Origin of the sequence: Brumimicrobium oceani (assembly GCF_003143775.1) — a bacterium.
Lineage (GTDB): Bacteria > Bacteroidota > Bacteroidia > Flavobacteriales_D > Crocinitomicaceae > Brumimicrobium > Brumimicrobium oceani.
On sequence record NZ_QFRJ01000002.1, the window covers coordinates 442162 to 460785 of the forward strand.

The following is an 18624-nucleotide window of genomic DNA, read 5'->3' on the forward strand; positions in this document are numbered from 1 at the left end:
ATCTTTGTAGCATCAAAAAAACGCCCAGGTGCTGAAATTGGTAGACAGGCATGGTTGAGGGCCATGTGTCCATTAGGACGTGAGGGTTCGACTCCCTCTCTGGGCACAAAAAGCGGAATAAAAACCAAGTTTTTATTCCGCTTTTTACTTCAATCTCATTCTGCTTCTCAATCTTCATATCGCCTTTCATTTTCCCCTCATTTTCATTCTGCTTCTCATTCTGATTTAAATATTCTCTTCATCGCTTTTCCCCTCCACGCTGTTTCCGCTTCTCCATCTATACTCCCCTTAACTACTCCGAAAACCTAGCGTTGAAATCTTATTCAGAAGTGCATCATGCCGCTGAAATTATTGGTAGAATTTAAAAAACCCAAACTATTCACCGTGGTAAATATATTATCTTACTTTAACACTTTATAATTGGCTGATGTATTACACATTGAAAAAGAAGATTTATCTTTGTCTTTCTTATAACTATATATATTTATTCCTTAGGTAGCCTGTGATTTTTATATTTCAATAATTATTAAAAACAAAACTCAAATTCACCAGCACAGGTATTTAAATTATTCATTTCTTAATTCAGTTTACATTGAAAAATATTTTCGGAAACCGTTGGTTTTTGCTCATTATACTGGCATTAACTTGGGGAAGCTCGTTTATAATGATTAAAAAATCATTGCTCGAATTTTCTCCTTATGAAATTGGTTCACTTCGTGTATTAATATCTGGTATAATCCTATCTATGATAGGCATTCCTGTTATTCGTAAAATGAATAGAGTAACTCTTTTTTATGTAGCGCTAGCTGGATTATTCGGAAATTTCTTACCCCTTTACCTTTTCCCCATGGCTCAAACACATATTAGCAGCTCTTTAGCTGGAGTACTTGATTCTTTGGTACCTATTTTTGTGCTTATACTTGGCTTTTTATTCTATGGGGTCAAAACCCAAATTTCTCAAATTTTTGGTGCTATAATTGGTTTTTTCGGTGCAGCAACGCTCATGTATTTCTCAGAATCAAACACGGAGGAAACACAAATTGGGTACGCGCTAATGGTGGTATTTGCAACCGTTTGTTATGCTGTTGCTGCTTTAATAATAAAAGATAAACTCAGCAAATTAACATCAATAGAACTTACTGCAAGTATGTTTACTTTATGGGCGATTCCTGCTTTGGTCATACTTCTTTCCTCTGGCTTTACAAAAAACCATAATTTTGATTATGAAACACTTACTGCTTTTGGATTCGTGAGTATACTTGCCATTTTTGGAACTACGATTGCTATAGTATTGTATTACAAACTAATCCAAGACACAAGTCCTATTTTCGCCAGTAGTGTTTCTTACCTGCTCCCTATTTTTGCCGTTATGTGGGGATTAATCGATGGTGAAAAATTTAGTCCTTGGTACATATTTAGTGGAGTCCTCATTCTCATCGGTGTATATTTAATCCGAGAAAAGAAAAAGAAGCCAAAAATGGTACCCAGATAATATTTCTCAGCGGGAATCCAACAATTTGTTGTTCTTTATAGATCTTAGCTCAATATGAATTTACTTAAATGTTATTTTTGCAGTATGACAACAACTAGACACATTTTACTCCTATTGTTCATCTGTTTTAGCTATCTATCAAACGCTCAGAAATTTGATTATTCAAAGTATGATTTACACGCTCCTATGGATATACCGATGGTCTTGGCTGCAAACTTTGGGGAGTTGAGAACGAATCATTTTCATACGGGAATAGATATCAAAACTTATAGGAAATCAGGATACAACATTCTCAGTATAGAAGATGGGTACGTTTCTAGAATTAAAGTTTCTCCTTGGGGTTATGGCCATGTTGTTTATATTGATCATTATAACGGACTAACCTCGGTTTATGCTCATTGTGAAGCATTCGTGGGTGACCTGGCTGAGCTAGCGTATGATCAGCAAGAAAGACAAATGGGCTTTGAGGTTGATTACTATCCAGCGAAAGATTCGTTAAAAGTCAAAAAAGGTCAAATCATCGCCAAATCAGGAAATACTGGAGGGAGTTCCGCACCACATTTACATTTCGAAATTAGAGAAACCGTTACAGAACATGCCTTAAACCCATTACTGTTTGGCTTTGACATCGCAGATACGCAAAAACCCACAATTCGCAGATTAAAGGTTTATGCCTTAACTGAGGAAGGATATAGAGTTCCTAACAAATCAAAAACTTATACAGTTTCTGGAGGAAATGGAAACTATAGCATTCCTGAGAACACTATACATGTGGACGCCAATTACGCCTCATCCCGAGGAGGAATTGGATTTTCTTTTGATGTTATAGATAAATTAGATGGTGCTAATAATGTTTGTGGAATAAATGAAGCTTTTCTCATTGTTAACAGCGACACCGTTTTTAGTCAAAATATGGAGCATATTTCATTTTTATCTAATCGCCAAATCAATACACACAAAGACTATGAAGAATATCATAATAGAAGGCGCCATTATCAAAAAGCATTTAAGACAAAACATAATCCGCTGCCTATTTATCGGACGATGAAAAACAATGGAATATTGAAAGTAGATCCTGGACAAAGCTACCCTATTCAATACATCTCGAAAGATGCCTATGGAAACAAAAGTCAAATAGAATTCACTTTAAAAGTTGGAGAAGGACAAAAAGCAAAAGAGCAGCAAATGTTTCAGCAAAAGGAAATACTCTATCCTGACAGTGCATTTTTAAGCTATGATGACCATCATTATATTTTATTTCCGCCAGGAATTCTGTATGAACCTACTCCACTGATCATCGAATCTTCAAAAAATTTAATCCAATTTGGTAGCGACCTTATTCCTCTTCAAGAAACTTTTAAACTAATGTTACCCGCAATATCTAATCAAAAAAAGAACAAACAATACATACAGAGAGAATCTCGTTATGGGACAAAATATGCAGAGGGAGGAATTGTTAAAGATGGTTGGATCACTGCAAGGATAAAATCGTTTGGAAATTTTTCAGTTGAAATAGACACCATTGCTCCAGTCATTAAAGCAAGAAACTTCTCGAATCATACTAAGGTTGGCAATAAGCGACTTTCTTGGAGTATTTCTGAGAAAGGTTCGGGGTTAACTGATTATGACATCTACATCGATAATGAATGGCAATTATTAAAATACGAACCCAAAAGCATACAATTCTATTTTGACGTCCCTGAATGGATGAATGGAAAAAAATCTGTAATCATAAGAGCAATAGATGCCTGTGGTAACAAGTCGACAGAGACTTATGAGCTCAATTTTTAAAGCGTACTTTTAAATAAAGCCCTTTTTTGCCGCAATTTACAATCACTATTATTTACTCTCTTCGTCTCGATAAATAAAGAAAAACACAGTTTTCGTATTGTTAGAGGCCAACATAAAGTAAGAAACAAAAATTCTATTTTATTAAAATATAGGATTTCAAAAAATCTGAGTATTTTAGTAAAAAGAAAGAATATGAAATTTTTTATAGATACAGCAAATTTAGCTGAAATTAAAGAAGCAAATGATTTAGGGATTTTGGACGGTGTTACCACAAATCCTTCGTTAATGGCCAAAGAAAACATCACCGGAAAAGATGCTATTCTCAAACACTATAGAGACATTTGTCAAATAGTAAATGGACCTGTTAGTGCAGAGGTAATTGCAACAGATTTCAAAGGAATGGCGCAAGAAGGTGAGCGTTTATCAGATTTGCATCACAACATAGTTGTGAAAGTTCCGATGACACCAGAGGGAGTTAAAGCTATTAGGTACTTCTCGAACAACAAAATCAGAACAAATTGTACATTAATTTTCTCTGCAGGTCAAGCACTTTTAGCAGCAAAAGCTGGAGCAACTTATGTTTCACCTTTTGTGGGAAGATTAGATGATATTTCAGCTGACGGCATAGGACTAATTGCGCAAATCAGAAGTATATACAATAATTACGATTTTGATACCCAGATTTTGGCTGCATCAGTGCGTCACCCTATGCACATCATTGACTGTGCTGAAATTGGTGCAGACGTTATGACCGCCCCTCTAAAAGCAATAATGCAACTTGCCCAACATCCACTTACTGATAGTGGATTAGCCAAGTTTTTAGCAGATTATGACAAAGGCAACAAATAGCCAGCGGAAAAACGGAAACAAACAGGTTTCATAAAGTATTTATTTGATGAGGGTTATTTTTTACTGGATAGATTTGCAATACTAATGATTGTGAATCTATCCAGTAAAAAATAAAGTATACCATCGAAAAAGGAATATTTAGAATTTTTAAGCGTTTCCGTCCAATATTAGTTCTGCTAGTTAATTTTTATTTCAACAATAATAAAAACCAAGATCTCATATTTAAATCTTGGTTCCCTAGTTTTATTTGATGCTTTCCATACTTATCCCAGTATATAATTTTGATTGCGTAGCTCTTGTTAAAGCGCTTCATGAGCAATGTATAGAATTAACGATAAACTTTGAAGTATTGGTCTTAGACGATACATCGACTAAGTTCAAAGAAGAAAACAGATGTCTAAATGCGCTCGTAAATTGCGCATATATCGAATCGGATATTCACTTTGGAAGAGCTAAAATCAGAAATGAATTAGGACGAAGAGCGAAGTACGATCATTTATTATTCATTGATTCAGACGCCCTCGTTGACACTCGTGATTTTATTCAAAAGTATATAGAAAACAAAGATAAAGCACAAGTCGTCATTGGAGGAATGAAATATAGCAAAACCCCGCCAAAAGAAAACGCCTTACGCTGGCACTACGGCACAGAAAGAGAGTATCAATTGGCATCTATAAGAAATTTGAAACCTTATAACTCACTAATTAGCTTCAATATTATGCTAAGAAAAGAGGTGTTTTTAAAATACCCTTTCGACGAAGGTAGTATAGACCTAAATAAAAGTGAATACGGTCATGAAGACACCTTACTTGGATTAAAATTTAAGAAGAACCTTATTAAGGTTTTACACATTGACAATCAACTTGTTCATGATTATCATGAAACCAATGAGGGATTTTTATCCAATAGCTTAATTGCTGTTGAAAAATATGTGTACAACCCGATATTCCAAAAAAGTGAAATCGTAGAACAGATTAAAATTTTTAGAGTATTTGAAAAAACAAAATCCTTAGGACTTGTTGGAATATTAGGCCTTATCTACGAACGTTTAGGGAAGAGAATTAAAAAAAGATTGTTTCAGCCAGAACCACCAATCAAACTATTTGATTTATACCGTTTAAGCTACTTGGCGAAAATTTACAAAAAAAGTAGAGATTGAACTTAATCAACCTCTACTCTCTATTAACACCATTAAACTAACACTCTTTCTATTAACTGCCTTTTACCTCAATTTTCTTAACAATTTTCTTTTTCGTTTCAGGTTTAGGAACCGTTACACTCAAAACTCCATCTTTATAGTCTGCTTCGATATTTTGTCCATCCACGTCTTTCGGTAAAGTAAAAGATCTAGTAAATTCACCATAGGAAAATTCTCTATGCGTATAGTTTTCCTCTTCAAACTCTGAAGAGTTTTTCGCTTCACCGCGAATCGAAAGCTTGTTTCCATCTAATTCAATATGAATATTCTCTTTATTGAATCCAGGAACAGCCATTTCAACAACATAGTCCTCATCTCTTTCAATAATATTCACAGCAACTTGAGATGATTTGTTTGTTTGACGCTTATTAAACAATTCTTCGTCTAATCCACTTAAAAACGATGGTAAAAACCCACTATTCATTCTTGACATTTCCATAATTTTATATTTTAAAATTTTGTTTTCTAATTTGATTTGTAACTATCAAAATGAATACCAATAGAATTTCGCCACTTTTTCAGCGTCAAAAAGCCAAAAAGGTAGATGACGTACGCCAATAAGTCAGCTTATAATCCAAAAACACGACATATTGACCGATTAGCTTAAGAGACAAAGGAGAAACTCTCTAATTAGTACTTTTTAAGCAAGAACATTTCCTCTGTACTGTATTCAAACCACCCGATATCATAAAGCCAATTATAAACCCTACCTTCTTTATTCGTATTTTGATGCGTATAGTAATTGAAATGAAACTTTTTCTTATCCAATTCTACCCTTTTTATTTTGACGAAATGATTCTTTGAACCCAGGAGTTCATAAATAATTGAGCGATTTCTGTGCAGCATTTTATCGATATCTTTTGCTACCAAGGCGGTCTTCCGGCGTAAATCCGTATGGTAATAATTCTTACATTTTAGGGAGCAAAATAATTTATCGGATCTACCCACAAGCCTTTTGGAACATATTTTACAATTTTTCATAATTAGATGATTTCAAGTTTATCAATTGATTTAGCCTTACGCTTCCATTTAAGTTAGTGAAAAATAATTGTTATCATAAACTATTTATACAACAATCTTTCGCAATATCTTCATAACTCATACTTCTCACAGCAATCAAAACTCACTTATCATTGAGTCTAAAGGTTTTTAACGGTTAATATCCGATGGCAAATAATTATTCCAGAAAAAATCCAGAAATCTGGATATTACAGAATTCACAAAAATCTCAAACTCTTGCTATGAGACCCTCTAAAGGTTTTTAACGGTTAATAACCGATGGTAAATGGTACGTTCGAAAGAAACACAGAAATACGAAAATTACAGAATCCACAAAAACCTCAATCTCTTGCTATGAGACCCTCTAAAGGTTTTTAACGGTTAATAACCGATAGTAAATAGTTATTCCATTGGAACCCAAAAATCCGATAACAAAGGGGAAAAACAAAAGCCTTAGACTTTTTTCTTAGAAAACAACCACAAGCCCAAATAACAGAGAAGACCATTTACACCAAGTATCTCATGACCAGATTTATAACCATCAAACCAATCACCTTCATAAGTTTTAAAAACATAAATGAAAATTGGTACAACTAAGCAAACAATCCAAGTCAAATTATCATTAACACGTCTTTTACTAATTATACCAAAGAAAAATAATCCCAAAAGAGGTCCATAGGTGTATCCTGCTAAAATAAATAAGGTATTGATTACATCTTGCTCTTTAAATGCATTAGCAAGCAATATCACGACAAATAAAATGAAAGTCATGGAGATATGAATGTACTTTCTAATCCGCTCTGCTTTTGCTTTATTCTCCCAAGTATCCACACGAAACAAGTCGACACTAGTCGAAGTGGTGAGTGAAGTTAGTGCTGAATCTGCGGAAGAATAGGCTGCAGCAACTAATCCAAGCAAGAAAGTAATTCCAATCATTGTTCCCAAGCCCCCTTCTAGCGCAATAAGAGGGAAAAGACGATCTGTCTGTTTATCTGCATCCATACCTTGAATCGAAGCTAAAATATCTGGATTTTCTTGAGCGTAAAGAAACAGAAGTCCACCTAAAACTAAAAACACAAAATTGACTACAAACAGTATTATAGAAAACCACATCATATTCTTTTTAGCCTCCTTTTCATTCCGACAACTAAGGTTTTTTTGCATCATATCTTGATCCAGACCAGTCATTCCGACGGTAATAAATAAACCACCTAAAATACCTTTTAGAACATAATTATTATCTTTTACATTATCCGTCACGAACCAATCTGTCATTCCCAAAGACTTTAAACCAACCGTAACTTCTTCGATCCCCCCTATGGATTGTGTAATGAGTACAACACTCACGATCAATGCCAACAACATGAATAAAGTTTGCAAGGTATCTGTCCAAACAATAGTTTTTATTCCCCCTCTATAGGTGTAAACGTAAATTAACAGCAGTGTTACAAGCACTGACACCTCAAACGGAATTCCATAACTACTTAAAACAAAATAATCAAGTATATCAGCTACTAGGAACAAGCGAACAGATGCGCCAAGAATACGTGAGATCAAGAAGAAACCTGCACCAACTTTGTGGGTTTTAGGACCATATCTTCCCCCCAGATAAGAATAAATTGAAGTTAAATTTAACTTATAATATAATGGGAGCAACACAAATGAAATAATTGCATAGCCAAGCATATAGCCAATTACAATTTGCATATATGAAAACCCCGAAGAACCAACTAAACCAGGAATAGAAATAAAGGTAACTCCAGAAAGCGAAGCTCCTATCATTCCAAAACTTACCAAATACCATTTAGAATTTCTATTTCCAGTAAAAAAAGCATCATTTTCGGCTCCCTTAGAGGTTAATCTAGAAATGATCAACAGAACTACGAAATAGGCAAGTATGATTGATAAAATAAAGAATCCGCTCATAATAATTAATTATGGGGATAAATGTACTTTAAATAAAATAAGGATTAACTAAATTTCAGTAGTAATAGTTAAGAGTAAACTGTTAAAAACAGAACCAAACTAAGCACCTAAAACCCTGCGCAACTCCTCAATTGTACTTTCCCAATACAATTGAACCTCTTCCATTTCATCCTCTTCTGCAAAACTGGTTAAATGTAATACTACAGCTTTGGTCATCGGATCAACTTTAAAACGTATTTCTACATAAGTGTCCAAGCCTTCTTCCTCATCTTCTAACCATTGAAACTTAATATATTCGTTCTCCTTTTTACTAATCAATCGAGCAACTTCCTCACTTCCGTCCCAGTAAAACGTATAAATATCACCTTTGATGTTTACATCATCGGCAAACCACTCGCTTAAACCACTGGGAGTCATCACCATAGAATTCAAAACTTTGGAAGAAGTATTGAAAAGGTATTCTTGTTCGAACTTATTTTTTTTTGACATTTTGTTATTATTATTTCGCATTATCCTTAACTCAGACAATAAGTTGCAATATACTAAAAACTTTTAAAAGTTCTTTGCACAATCGCCCGAAAAGTAGTGATATAAGCACTTCCAATTCAAAAGGTTCTTCTTCCTTAAACCGTTGAATTTAGCCAACTAATCAGGGCCTTTGTGCAAATTCCTTAGTTAACAACTGAGCAAGCACAACCACATTATCAAATTGATAATTAACAACTTATACTGCTGTTTAATTTATTCTAAATGACGACCTGGTAATTTACCTGTAAACCCATCTAATCAAATATGTGATTGAACGGTTCACTAACGAGATTCTTCACAAATTGCAATTTTCAATAATACCATAAGAAAACCTATAGATTGTTAAATCCGATTACTGCTTCAATTTGGCTTTCAATCTTCAAAAACACAAACGAAATATACACATCAAAAAAAACACACAACACACTGTTGTACAGCCATTTAAAAACAATGGATGAAATAAATTTCAAGGAAGATCATTCAGGGTGTTTGAAATTAAAAAAAAGCTATTATCTTTGCACTCGCAATAGGAAAACCAATTATTGCTTTAAGTAAAATGGCGAGGTAGCTCAGTTGGTTAGAGCGCAGGATTCATAACCCTGAGGTCGGGAGTTCAAATCTCCCTCTCGCTACAAGAAAAAAGACCGTTTGTTGCCAAACGGTCTTTTTTTATGCACTATTTTTTATAAACAGAGAATGACTCAACATGCTATTGAACTTCTTGTTAAGCTCAATTCGAACTCCCAAAGACTTAACAATAATAAAAAATGGCTATCGGGTACTTTAGCCCAATCTACTTCATGAATAAAATTAGCATTATTAATTAGTGTTTTTCTTTTTGGAATTATTCATTCTTGTCTATTTCTGTTTGAATTCATGAACACGCTTCGCTTCGGTTCTTGTCTCCACTCCTAAAAGTCGATAATATTCCCGATAAAAAATCGGGACCGACAAGCTATGGAGCTTCCGCCATTACTAGCGACTACTATCACGCTCCACCTTTAAAAAAAGATAAAGCGCGTCCTAAAAAAGAAGAGTTTCCACCCTAATAACTATTTGGGATTTCATATTGCAGTTATAAAACTTTAGATTTCAATAAAGTTAAAATGAGAATTCGCAAAGTAAAATTGAAATTAGGAGTTTAAATAATTTAGGGCAAAAGAAGACGATAGGTATTTAATAAAATACTCTACTCAAGTTGCCCAACTGTGGGAAAATAAGCCTCATGCAATTGATCTATAAAACCAAATGCAAACTTATATAAATTAGCATCAGTAGACATTAATAGGACCACCTCATTTTTTTCTACCTCATCCACAATATTGATATCACTCACATTTATTGGCTCGTCATAACTATCAGGATAGATAGCGGCATTATAATACCAAAATTGGCCTTTATTAAACGCTTTTTGGGATAATCCCCAATTAAACATCCCCCAATAATAACTATCAGCAATTGTGAGCACTTTTGGCTGATTTGAAGACTTTTCTTCCTTAAATGAATAGTCTGGATAAGCCATTTCTAAATCTGGAATATTAAACATTAGATTCATGCCTTTTTCAATATCATCATCTGTATCCCTCATTCTACTTGATGTTTCTATTTCACCAAGAATTAATTCTGGTACCTTTTTATATTGAGAAATCGAGTTTATATATTTAATGATGGAATCTGCTGCCAATAATTCACCATACTTACTCCAATGAATTCCTGTTTTGGGAAAAAGTGGATATTCTGAAGTTGATTTATTGTTTACAAACCATCTATTAAAATCTAAATAATGAATTTCTGACTTCATTAATTCATTATTATAAACTTCATAATTAGTGATTGTCTTATGACCAGGATTAAATTCATCTGGTATAAAATCTGGATAAAAACTCCCTTTCCCAGGAGCAAAAACAACAATTAACTCTACTCCTTTTGTTCTTAATGTATCAGCAACACGTGCTAATTTTACTACTTTTTCTTTTATTTTTTCACTCCCTATAAAGTTTCTTCCTAAATACTCTTTAATGTAGTTCTTTTCATATAAATAAGACGATTTACCAATAATTACAGAGTTTGCTTTTGGAATATTAAACAATGAATAATAATATTGATTGTATAACCGAACAAATACAGGTCTTATGTAGAGGTTTTTCCCGATATAATTCTCTTTTTCTTCTTGATAATCACCCTCAAACCACTTTGAAAGGGTAAACTCAGGATTTGAAGGCACAGAGTAAGCACCATTAAGCGGTTTAATTTTAATCAATCCCGTTACATCCAAAAATAAAGGAAGCAAAATCAGACACAGTACTCCAATGAAAAGTCTATTCTTTGTTTTGATATTTGATTTCGATACTCCCATTTTTAAAATCTAAAATAAATAAATGGATTAAAACCAGACGAAGTAATCGAGATTAAGGACAACATTAATAACAAAACTGAAACCAGTGCAAAAGCAAAATGGCTAGAGATTTTTAAAGACTCCTGAGCAAGGACAAAATTTTCAATTCTCTTTCCTCTCTTAAAAGCGGTGAAAAAGGAAAAGAAAATGGCAAATACAGAAATAAACCAAAATGTTGTAATTGTATCTGTGTCTGAATTAAAATCGAAAGTAAACAGTCTAGAAAGGTATATTTTAATTGATGTCAGGTCTTCGAGTCTGAAAATCACCCAACCTATCATCACAATAAAAAAGGTAATGAGCGTTGATAGAACAGCTCCAAGTTTATTTAAAACCCTAATTAAAAACAAACGATCTAGAATTAAAAACAAACCGTGGTACGCCCCCCAAATTACGAAATTCCAAGCGGCACCATGCCACAAACCAGAGAGCAAGAAGACAATCCACAAATTAAAGAACAACCTGCCTTTAGACTTCACACGATTTCCTCCAAGAGGAATATACAGATAATCCCTCATGAAAGCACCCAAGGTAATATGCCATCTTCGCCAGAATTCACTGATATTTTTTGAAATATATGGGGAGTTAAAATTCTCTGGAAACCTGAACCCCATCATTCTTCCTAGTCCAATGGCCATATCCGAATACCCAGAGAAATCAAAATAAATTTGGAAGGTATAGGCCAGCATTCCTATCCATGCGCCCGTCATAGAAACCTCGCTCAATTCACTATCAAAAATTAAATCGGCCTGTTCTGCCATAACATTAGCGATCAACACTTTCTTTGCTAAACCAATGCAGAATCTGTAAAACCCAATCAGTTTATCATCAATCACCTCTCTTCGATTCGTAATTTGATCCGCTATTGAACTAAATCGGACAATTGGACCCGCGATCATTTGTGGAAAAGACATGATATACATCAAATAGTCTGTGACTTTATTTAATGGCGCGTGTACCTTTCTATAAACGTCAATCGAATAAGTTAAGGTTTGAAAAGTATAAAATGAAATTCCAATAGGCAAAACAACAGCTGTCCAAGCCAATTCTGTGACACCGAAAGATGTTAGTATAGAATTTAGATTCTCGACAAAAAAATTAGCGTACTTAAAATAAGCCAAAAGTCCTAAATTCATTACTACTGAGATACCCAAAAGTAATTTTCTTAGTTTAGTTTTCGCACTTTTATAAATCTGCTGAACCAGATAAAAATCAATAATAGTAGAACCTACAATAACAAATACGAATTTTGGTGCGCCCCAACTGTAAAATAGAATACTCGCTATTAGGATTACAAGATTCTTCCATTTTTTATTCGTCAGATTATAGACCAAAAGGAAAACGGGCAAGAAATACAGTATAAATAGTGTAGTACTAAAAACCATTGTGCAAGTTTAATCAAATAATCAACTTTTCACAACAGAAAACTGAGCAAGATTACAGATAACTTTACCTGATTAAACAGTGACAAGAAATAAACTAAAAAGAGCACCTTTCGGCGCTCCTTTATCTAGTTTAAATGAATCAGTAACGACTCTTGTTTTGTTTTTTTAACCTCAACACTCTTGGAATAATTAAGAATGAATTGAAGTGTAGTTTGCGATGGTTGATGTTTACCCTCCACCATCTCGGGAGCTGTTTTAGAGTAACTGTTTGCCATAAGCGCCTATAATTTAGTTCGATATATTAACGAACTATCTTATCGTTTATTACATGTCCACTAAAAAAAATAAGAGTTCATCCTGAAATCCAAGAATAAAGCAATCTATTTAAGTGCTCTTTTCTTAGTGATTTAAAACAAAAAACCACCAATAACTTTTAAGTAATCAGTGGCCTATATTCAGTATTATCTCCTGAGAAAATAGCAATTTTACATTTGCATTCCTCCACAAACATTTATAGTTTGCCCAGTAATGTAAGTTGACATGTCAGAGCCTAGGAAAACCACAGCATTGGCAACATCATCTGGTGAACCACCTCTTTTTAAAGGAATAGCACCTCTCCATTGTTCAACAACTTTAGGGTCCAGTACTTCTGTCATTTCAGTTTCAATAAATCCAGGAGCAATGGCATTGCATCGAATACCACGAGAACCAATTTCTTGAGCTACAGACTTTGTAAAACCAATCATTCCAGCTTTTGAGGCAGCATAGTTCGATTGCCCTGCATTTCCAGAGACTCCAACAACTGAAGACATATTGATAATGGAACCTTTTCTCGCTTTTAGCATAGGACGCTGAACAGCTTTAGTTAAATTAAATGCAGATTTTAAATTGGTGTTAATCACTTCGTCCCACATTTCCTCTGTCATTCGCATCAATAAATTATCGCGTGTAATTCCCGCATTATTTACCAACACATCAATGGTTCCAAACTCCTTAATTACATCATCAACCAATGCTTGAGCCGCATCAAAATTTGCTGCGTTGGATTTAAATCCTTTAACTACCCCACCATCCTTGGTTAATTCTGTAGCCAGTGCGTTGGCTTTTTCTTCCGACGATAAATAAGTGAAAGCAACCTTTGCTCCCTCAGCAACACATTTTTCAGCTATTGCTTTTCCTATTCCTCTTGAGGCACCTGTAATCAAAACTACTTTATCTTCTAATAACTTCATTGCTGTTGTTTTTCAATTTGAACAAATATAATATTCCGTAAATATTGTTTTCACTTTTTCATAAAAAATCTAGAATCCATCATCGCTCCTAGTTTTCCTCACCTATTATAAATTGGATAAGAACTCCATTGTATCTACACCATCTGCATAATCGTTTAAAGCAGGAGATTGCGCAGCACCAAATGGAAGATAATCTTTTCCGACAATAGCTTGAATTTTATCCTCATGCGCTGCCAAGTAGCTTTCTTTCTCTTCCTCTGATTCATAAAAATGATAATGCAATACAGCTACTGGAGCAAATAATTCTTTGATTTCGCGGGTAAGAATAAAACCATTCTCAATAATTTTTTCTTGATTCATTAAATACACGGCCTTGTAATAATCGTAATTATTACCGTATTTGTTATGATTGATTACCTCACCAAAACCAACGATTGCGCCAAATATATGATCCAAGTTATATCCTTTTGGCAACAATAAATGGGAAACATTTCTACAACCAAGACCATAATAGGTGAAGATATCTTTTCCCAATTCTTTAAGTTCTTCAGGTGTTTCATCTCCCTTGATTACTGCAACTGAAGTTCTGTTCTTGCGAATCACACGCGGAAGGTGCCCAAAATATTTCTCAAAATATCTTGCCGTATTATCACTTCCCGTTGCAATCACAGCTTCTGCATCATTTAACTTGTCTACAATTTCTAATTGTGTTTTCAGTTCTGGTTGAAGCGCAACTAAAACTTCGAGCATCATAGGAATTAATATTTTGTCATCGCTAGACAATTTTATTATCGCTTTATTTCCAGAAAAAACTGTCGATAAAATATCATGAAAACCAACCAAAGGAATATTTCCTGCGAGAATTAAGCCAACCGCTTTTGGAGTTTTTACCACAGGATAGCCTTCTAACCAAGATGCTAAATTCTTTTCGGATAAAGTTTCGCCTATTACCCGAAAACTCTCTTTTACCGAATCTTCAGAAAACCAACCATTGTGCGCTTTCGCTCCAAGAATGGCTGTTTGCATTCTGTCATAAAACTCTTCCGCAACATAAGGATTAAAAGCTGATTTTTCTGCTCCTTCACCCCATTTAATCATGCTGTCTCCTAAAATTGAAAATGTCTTGATTGTCTTTGATCTGTTCATGTGCTTTGTCAAAATAATTTAAGTCCCTTAAAACAAAATTCCTTGTTAAAGGTTTATTATATTTGCAAATGTATTGAAGTAACGCTTAAAAAGTAGTAAAATGGCAATAATAATTACGGACGAATGCATCAATTGTGGAGCATGTGAGCCAGAATGTCCAAATAATGCAATATATGAAGGTGGTGCCGATTGGACCTGGGCCGATGGGACTTCTTTAAAAGGAATGATTACAACATTAAATGGAAATGAAGTTGATGCAGAGGCCGAAAACGAACCTGTGGATATGGATGTTTACTATATTGTAACAGATAAATGTACAGAATGTGAAGGTTTTCATGACGAACCGCAATGTGCTGCCGTTTGTCCGGTAGACTGTTGTGTCGATGATCCTGACTTCCCAGAAACAGAGGAGCAACTTTTGAAAAAGAAAGATTTTATGCATTTATAGTATTTTAATATGCTTTCATAAAACGGAGAAGGGGCTATCGATAAGATTGTCCCTTTTTTTTATGTTTTATTAATTCAAGGATTAAAGGATAAACATTATTCGAAGACATAATGTAGGGACGATTTGCAATTCGTCCTATCCCCTTGGAAGAATATGATGATTGAAAAAATGTAAAATTCAAGGATTCAAAAATTCCAAGCATAAACATTATTCGAAGACATAATGTAGGGACGATTTGCAATTCGTCCTATCCCTTTGAAAGAATATGATGATTGAAAAATTCAAAAATAAATACATTCCCTACCACTAACCGATGAAAATTCTTATTTTCGTTGAGTAAGATTTAAACTCTATTTAGTGGAAAGATTTATAAATATTTTAGTTATCGACAATAACCCAATCAACATCAATGATTTACAAAAAATGTTGCTGGGCGCTGGAAATAACTTAATATTTTGTCAAGATGAAGAATCCGCTTTTCCAGAGTTAGAAAAACGCAAATTCGGGATCATTCTGATCAACATTCAAAGTAAATGTGTAAACGGTTTTGAACTCTTGCAGCGGCTAAAATCTAATCCCAATTCCAAAGACGCATACAAAATTGTTATTAGTCAAAGTACTTCAACAGGCGCTGGACTAGTGAAGGGTTTTAGAGAAGGAGCAGTAGATTATATTTCCACTCCTTTTAATGAGAATTTGGTAAAAGCAAAAATTGAAGTTTTTAAAAGTTTGTACTTTAAAGACCTAAGAATAAGTCAGCTTTTAGAAAACATCTTTCCTCAAACCATTCTTAAAGAATTAAGAACTGTTGGAAAATTTACACAGAAAAAAATTGGTGAAGGGGTAGTTTTATTTACCGATTTTATTGCCTTTACACAATCTGCAAAAGATCAAAACCCACTAGACCTACTTCAAGAGCTAGAAATGTATTTCAACAAATTTGATGAAATCATGGAACGCTATAATTTGGAGAAAATCAAAACGATTGGTGATGCATACATGGCCTTGGGAGGAGTGACCGAAAAAAACAGTAAGCCTGCTGTTCGAGCAACTCTGGCGGCGCTAGAGATCAGAAACTATGTATTAAGCAAGAAACAATTGGCCATTGCAACCAACCGAGCCTATTGGAACATTAGAATTGGTTTGCACTTGGGACCTCTCGTAGCGGGAGTAATTGGAACAAAAAAAATAAGCTATGATGTTTGGGGAAACACAGTAAACATTGCTGCAAGAGCCGAGCAAAACTCAAAAGAAAACTGCATTACAGTTACTCATTCTGTAGCCGAACAAATAAGTGAATATTTTGATGTTACCCATAGAGGAGAAATCCAATTAAAATATGGAAATCATGCTGATATGTTTTTTGTTGATCAATTAAAAACAGAGCATTCTCTATTCAATGAAGGAAAATTACCCAATAGAAAATTGAGAGTTGCTTGCGAGTTAGCTCCGATGGATTTTGAATTTGCTCGCCGATTTATAATTACCAAATTAAAATCGTCCTTGCCAGATGAACTAGATTATCACAATATTAAACACACCCTAAATGTAGAGAAGGCTGCCATTAGAATAGCAAAGCTAGAAGGCGTAAAAGGCGAAGAGCTAATCCTTCTTAGAACCGCTGTTCTGTTTCATGATGCTGGTTTTATCTTCCGTTACTCGAAAAATGAAAGCTTCGGAATTAAAATGGCCGAAATTGAACTGAAAAAATTTGGGTATAGCGAAGAGCAAATTGAAACAATTTGTAATATAATTTCAGCCACTCGCCAAGATCTTTGCCCAGTTACCTTGTTAGAAAAAATTATGTGTGATGCTGATCATGACTACCTTGGTCGCGCAGATTATCACAATGTAGCGAAAACATTAAGACATGAATTGGCCAATTATGGACATACAATGAAAGAGTCGGAGTGGATCGATTTTCAAATAAACTATTTAGAAAACGTGCATCAGTATTTCACCCAAACATCTAAGAATATAAGAGAAAGAGGTAAATTAATTCGAATTAATGAGCTCAAGAAATTACGTAAACTTATTCACTCACCACATTAAATTTGGTCAACACCTCTTCGTATAACGCTTCATATTGAGGCAAAATTTCCGCCAAACTAAACTTCATCGCCTGCGCTTTCGCTTGTATCTTAAACTGATTTAGTGTGTCTTCGTTTTCTAAAATTCGAATTCCATTTATTGCCATATCTTCAATATCCCCAACTTTAGAAAGATGTCCAGAATATCCTTCCTTATTCACCTCAGGAATTCCGCCAGTATTTGAAGATATTACAGGAACTCCCACTGCCATGGCTTCCAATGCAGCCAAACCAAAGCTTTCTGTTTCAGAAGGTAGCAAGAATAAATCTGCAACACTCATTAAATTGGAAGCATCTCTAATTTTCCCCACCATCATCACTCTATCGCATGTTCCTAGTTCACGACAGAGCAACTCCACATTATGCCTGTCTGGACCGTCGCCAATTAACAGCAAACGAGATTTTACCGTTTGATTTATTTTATGGAACACGCGAACCACATCCTCTACTCTTTTGACTTTTCTAAAATTAGAGACGTGACAAATGATTTTTTCATCATCATTGGCGTATTTTCTTCGGCGCTCTAAATCCTGACCAATGGGATCATCTATAAAATCATGTATGAAATTTGAAATCACCTTAATCTCTCTCTTCGTATCAAAATGCTCGTAAGTATCTCGTTTTAAACTTTCAGATACCGCAGTAACTGCATTAGACTGATTTAAACAAAAGGTAATTACAGGCTCAAAAGATTTATCTTTCCCCACTAAGGTGATGTCTGTTCCATGTAAGGTTGTGATGAATGGAATCTCCACCCCTCTGGATTTTAAAATTTGCTGCGCCATAAAAGCAGCAGAGGCATGCGGAATCGCATAATGAACGTGCAGTAAATCCAAACCTTCATTTTCAACTACATCTACCATTTTACTGGCTAATTCCGTTTCATAAGGCTGGAAATCAAAAAGTGGATAGTTACTTACCACTACTTCATGATAAAAAATATTATCACGAAATGAACTTAACCTTACAGGTTGTGAATAGGTAATAAAATGAATTTTATGCCCCTTTTCTGCCAGAGCCTTCCCTAGCTCTGTTGCTACAACACCACTCCCTCCAAATGTAGGGTATAATACTATTCCAATTTTCATTTTTGTCATTATTTGATTGAACAACACTGTTCAACCTTAAAACCACGTAGTCCAAAC

At 34.5% G+C, this 18624-nt stretch carries 15 protein-coding genes and 2 tRNA genes; 8 read left to right on the plus strand and 9 right to left on the minus strand.

Features of this window, described 5'->3' with window-relative positions; all coding sequences use genetic code 11:
• The first annotated feature begins 22 nt into the window (after positions 1 to 22).
• The 5 genes from DIT68_RS04740 to DIT68_RS04760 all read left to right on the plus strand — a co-directional run bounded on the left by DIT68_RS04740 (position 23) and on the right by DIT68_RS04760 (position 5291).
• A tRNA-Leu gene (locus DIT68_RS04740) sits at positions 23 to 106 on the plus strand.
• Between the two features lie 486 nt (positions 107 to 592).
• Complete coding sequence (locus DIT68_RS04745; RefSeq protein WP_109358660.1) at positions 593 to 1492, plus strand: DMT family transporter; 900 nt, start codon at positions 593 to 595, stop codon at positions 1490 to 1492.
• 84 nt (positions 1493 to 1576) lie between these two features.
• Positions 1577 to 3283, plus strand: coding sequence for a M23 family metallopeptidase (locus DIT68_RS04750; protein ID WP_158276109.1), 1707 nt, complete (start codon positions 1577 to 1579; stop codon positions 3281 to 3283).
• 192 nt (positions 3284 to 3475) lie between these two features.
• A complete protein-coding gene (fsa, locus tag DIT68_RS04755; protein ID WP_109358662.1) occupies positions 3476 to 4132 on the plus strand; it encodes a fructose-6-phosphate aldolase in 657 nt (218 codons plus the stop codon).
• A 250-nt stretch (positions 4133 to 4382) separates the two neighbouring features.
• Complete coding sequence (locus DIT68_RS04760; RefSeq protein WP_109358663.1) at positions 4383 to 5291, plus strand: glycosyltransferase family 2 protein; 909 nt, start codon at positions 4383 to 4385, stop codon at positions 5289 to 5291.
• Between the two features lie 52 nt (positions 5292 to 5343).
• Here the strand turns inward: DIT68_RS04760 and DIT68_RS04765 are convergent, their stop codons facing one another.
• The 4 genes from DIT68_RS04765 to DIT68_RS04780 form a co-directional block, all read right to left on the minus strand.
• Positions 5344 to 5769, minus strand: a complete 426-nt coding sequence (locus DIT68_RS04765) for an Hsp20/alpha crystallin family protein (protein ID WP_109358664.1) — start codon at positions 5767 to 5769, stop codon at positions 5344 to 5346.
• A gap of 191 nt (positions 5770 to 5960) precedes the next feature.
• Complete coding sequence (locus tag DIT68_RS16505; RefSeq protein ID WP_233244153.1) at positions 5961 to 6098, minus strand: hypothetical protein; 138 nt, start codon at positions 6096 to 6098, stop codon at positions 5961 to 5963.
• A gap of 684 nt (positions 6099 to 6782) precedes the next feature.
• Entirely contained in the window at positions 6783 to 8255 is a 1473-nt protein-coding gene (locus DIT68_RS04775) for a sodium:solute symporter (RefSeq protein WP_109358666.1), read from the minus strand.
• 99 nt (positions 8256 to 8354) lie between these two features.
• Entirely contained in the window at positions 8355 to 8744 is a 390-nt protein-coding gene (locus DIT68_RS04780; protein WP_109358789.1) for an START-like domain-containing protein, read from the minus strand.
• Between the two features lie 597 nt (positions 8745 to 9341).
• On the opposite strand from DIT68_RS04780, the gene DIT68_RS04785 reads away from it, so the two are divergent.
• Positions 9342 to 9415 (plus strand) — tRNA-Met (locus DIT68_RS04785).
• A gap of 557 nt (positions 9416 to 9972) precedes the next feature.
• On the opposite strand, the gene DIT68_RS04790 is transcribed toward DIT68_RS04785, so the two are convergent.
• The 4 genes from DIT68_RS04790 to DIT68_RS04805 form a co-directional block, all read right to left on the minus strand.
• Positions 9973 to 11139, minus strand: coding sequence for an alginate O-acetyltransferase AlgX-related protein (locus DIT68_RS04790; protein ID WP_109358667.1), 1167 nt, complete (start codon positions 11137 to 11139; stop codon positions 9973 to 9975).
• Positions 11140 to 11141: 2 nt separating this feature from the next.
• Positions 11142 to 12563 carry an MBOAT family O-acyltransferase gene (locus DIT68_RS04795; RefSeq protein ID WP_109358668.1) on the minus strand — a complete coding sequence of 474 codons (1422 nt, stop codon included), beginning with the start codon at positions 12561 to 12563 and terminating at the stop codon, positions 11142 to 11144.
• Between the two features lie 485 nt (positions 12564 to 13048).
• Positions 13049 to 13795 carry a 3-oxoacyl-[acyl-carrier-protein] reductase gene (gene fabG / locus DIT68_RS04800; protein WP_109358669.1) on the minus strand — a complete coding sequence of 249 codons (747 nt, stop codon included), beginning with the start codon at positions 13793 to 13795 and terminating at the stop codon, positions 13049 to 13051.
• Positions 13796 to 13900: 105 nt separating this feature from the next.
• Positions 13901 to 14941: an acyl-CoA reductase gene (locus DIT68_RS04805; RefSeq protein ID WP_109358670.1), complete on the minus strand. Its 1041-nt coding sequence runs from the start codon at positions 14939 to 14941 to the stop codon at positions 13901 to 13903.
• 100 nt (positions 14942 to 15041) lie between these two features.
• On the opposite strand from DIT68_RS04805, the gene DIT68_RS04810 reads away from it, so the two are divergent.
• Positions 15042 to 15389: a 4Fe-4S binding protein gene (locus DIT68_RS04810; RefSeq protein WP_109358671.1), complete on the plus strand. Its 348-nt coding sequence runs from the start codon at positions 15042 to 15044 to the stop codon at positions 15387 to 15389.
• A gap of 357 nt (positions 15390 to 15746) precedes the next feature.
• A complete protein-coding gene (locus DIT68_RS04815; RefSeq protein ID WP_109358672.1) occupies positions 15747 to 17441 on the plus strand; it encodes an adenylate/guanylate cyclase domain-containing protein in 1695 nt (564 codons plus the stop codon).
• Here the strand turns inward: DIT68_RS04815 and bshA are convergent.
• Positions 17422 to 18567: an N-acetyl-alpha-D-glucosaminyl L-malate synthase BshA gene (bshA, locus tag DIT68_RS04820; RefSeq protein ID WP_109358790.1), complete on the minus strand. Its 1146-nt coding sequence runs from the start codon at positions 18565 to 18567 to the stop codon at positions 17422 to 17424. The two genes, DIT68_RS04815 and bshA, sit on opposite strands and share 20 nt — an antisense overlap.
• Between the last annotated feature and the right edge of the window lie 57 nt (positions 18568 to 18624).

Coding starts and splice junctions, on each gene's coding strand:
- DIT68_RS04750 (WP_158276109.1), top strand. CDS start 1,577: ATGACAACAACTAGACACATTTTACTCCTATTGTTCATCTGTTTTAGC.
- fsa (WP_109358662.1), top strand. CDS start 3,476: ATGAAATTTTTTATAGATACAGCAAATTTAGCTGAAATTAAAGAAGCA.
- DIT68_RS04760 (WP_109358663.1), top strand. CDS start 4,383: ATGCTTTCCATACTTATCCCAGTATATAATTTTGATTGCGTAGCTCTT.
- DIT68_RS04765 (WP_109358664.1), bottom strand. CDS start 5,769: ATGGAAATGTCAAGAATGAATAGTGGGTTTTTACCATCGTTTTTAAGT.
- DIT68_RS04775 (WP_109358666.1), bottom strand. CDS start 8,255: ATGAGCGGATTCTTTATTTTATCAATCATACTTGCCTATTTCGTAGTT.
- DIT68_RS04780 (WP_109358789.1), bottom strand. CDS start 8,744: ATGTCAAAAAAAAATAAGTTCGAACAAGAATACCTTTTCAATACTTCT.
- DIT68_RS04790 (WP_109358667.1), bottom strand. CDS start 11,139: ATGGGAGTATCGAAATCAAATATCAAAACAAAGAATAGACTTTTCATT.
- DIT68_RS04795 (WP_109358668.1), bottom strand. CDS start 12,563: ATGGTTTTTAGTACTACACTATTTATACTGTATTTCTTGCCCGTTTTC.
- fabG (WP_109358669.1), bottom strand. CDS start 13,795: ATGAAGTTATTAGAAGATAAAGTAGTTTTGATTACAGGTGCCTCAAGA.
- DIT68_RS04805 (WP_109358670.1), bottom strand. CDS start 14,941: ATGAACAGATCAAAGACAATCAAGACATTTTCAATTTTAGGAGACAGC.
- DIT68_RS04810 (WP_109358671.1), top strand. CDS start 15,042: ATGGCAATAATAATTACGGACGAATGCATCAATTGTGGAGCATGTGAG.
- bshA (WP_109358790.1), bottom strand. CDS start 18,567: ATGAAAATTGGAATAGTATTATACCCTACATTTGGAGGGAGTGGTGTT.